Source organism: Treponema sp. R6D11 (assembly GCF_054786075.1).
The window spans coordinates 1-355 of record NZ_BDHD01001222.1; the positions used below are offsets into that span (position 1 = coordinate 1).

The window sequence follows — 355 nt, forward strand, 5'->3', positions numbered from 1 at the left end:
AGGCGATTGTTAGGCGTTTTTTTTGCCCGTAACTTAGGGCGCTAACGGGCCAATTTCTGAAAGAATAAAGGCCGCACACGTTCAGAGCTTCGTGAACTCGTTCCTTTATTTCAATTTCCGACACGCCCCTTGTCCTTAACCCAAAGGCGGTTTCATCGTAAATCATAGGAAAGGAAATCATCTGATTAGGGTTTTGCATAACATAGCCTATTTTTTCCGCCCTTTCCATAATGGAAAGATCCGCCATATCCTTGCCGTTAAAGGAAACCGTCCCCGAATCGGGGCGTACAAAACCGCAGATACATTTTGCGGCTGTTGATTTGCCGGAGCCGTTTTTGCCCACAAGCCCGATACA

The 355-nt window shown here is 46.8% G+C and carries 1 protein-coding gene; it reads right to left on the reverse strand.

The features are described 5' to 3' along the window. The coding region (locus tag ACYVTD_RS18190; protein WP_461249008.1) for an ABC transporter ATP-binding protein at positions 1–355 on the reverse strand (355 nt) is incomplete at both ends.